The 1,198-nt window shown below is 70.6% G+C and carries 1 protein-coding gene and 2 pseudogenes; 2 read left to right on the top strand and 1 reads right to left on the bottom strand.

Annotation, left to right across the window (positions count from 1 at the left end; genetic code table 11):
* Nucleotides 1-116, top strand: a pseudogene (locus ACNFOC_RS54535) (nicotinate-nucleotide--dimethylbenzimidazole phosphoribosyltransferase); the annotation flags it as partial.
* 14 nt (nucleotides 117-130) lie between these two features.
* Here the strand turns inward: ACNFOC_RS54535 and ACNFOC_RS54540 are convergent.
* Nucleotides 131-487, bottom strand: a pseudogene (locus ACNFOC_RS54540) (arsenate reductase family protein); the annotation flags it as partial.
* Nucleotides 488-652: 165 nt separating this feature from the next.
* Between ACNFOC_RS54540 and ACNFOC_RS54545 the strand changes: the two are divergent.
* Entirely contained in the window at nucleotides 653-967 is a 315-nt protein-coding gene (locus ACNFOC_RS54545) for a hypothetical protein (RefSeq protein WP_033284269.1), read from the top strand.
* Nucleotides 968-1,198: the final 231 nt, after the last annotated feature.

Below are 1,198 nucleotides of genomic sequence, written 5' to 3' on the forward strand. Positions count from 1 at the left end.
CGGGCAGCGCCGGGGAGTTGGTGCGGTCCGTGCTGGAGGGCGGCAGCCCGGCGGCGGTGCTCGCCCGGCGGCTCGGCGTGCCGGTGCGGATCGTGGACATGGCCCTGGACTGCGAGCAGTGCGCTGCCCGGCGGGTGAGCGCGTCCCGTACGGCCTCGTCGCTGCGGGCGACGACCGCCGTGCCGTCCTCCGCCGTGATGATGGGCCGCTGGATCAGCTTCGGATGCGCGGCGAGCGCCGCCACCCACCGCTCCCGCGAACTGCCGTCCCGCGCCCACTCCTTGACTCCCAGTTCCTTTGCCGCGGCCTCCTGGGTGCGCGTGATGTCCCACGGTTCGAGCCCGAGCCGCTCCAGTACGTCCCTGATCTCGCCCTCGCTCGGCACGTCCTCCAGATAGCGGCGGACGGTGTACTCGGCCCCTTCGGCGTCGAGCAGACTCACGGCGCTACGGCACTTGGAACAGGCCGGGTTGATCCAGATCTCCATGCCACTCACGGTACGCGAAAACCCGTCTTCCACCTGCGTCACAGCACCCCCGAAAGGCCTTGTGGCCAGGGGCGATTGTCAGTGGCGGGCAGTAGAATAGAAGCAGTGTTCGAGGGTGTCGCCGGGCGGTCCGGACGGCGCCCTGATCGCGACAGGAGGATGTCCGTGCCCGCTGCCGCACTGAAGCCGAAGCCGTTGCCGACCCAGTCCACCGCGAAGCGTTCCGTCCAACTCGACCTGCCCTACGTGCCCGTGGAGAAGCGCCCGCTGCCGCCCGGGCGCCCGCGGGACTGGTACGTCACGCACAACCGCCGCCTCAAGGCGATGCGGCTCGCGATCGCCCTGCTCGACTCCGGCGTCTACGTCCCGAACCAGGCCCGCAACGAGACGATCCGCAGCACCGCCGAACTGATCGGCGTCCACGCGCCGTCGGACACGACGTGTCACATGGTGCGAGCGCTGATGCGGTACTCGCGCTGAGCTGTGGCGCCGGGTGCCCTGTGTCTTTTGGGCGCCCGGCGTCGACGCTCACGTCACCAGGGGCTGCCGCCCCCGGACCCCCGCTTCGGCCTGAACGGCCTCGTCCTCAAACGCCGGACGGGCTGGGTGATGGCGCCGGCCGGGACTCAAGAGGACCGGCCCAGTTCGACGGAACGCGCCCCCACGCCGCCCAACACTCACCCTCACACCGCCCAACAATCATCCCCACAC

Origin of the sequence: Streptomyces colwelliae (assembly GCF_048158785.1) — a bacterium.
GTDB lineage: Bacteria > Actinomycetota > Actinomycetes > Streptomycetales > Streptomycetaceae > Streptomyces.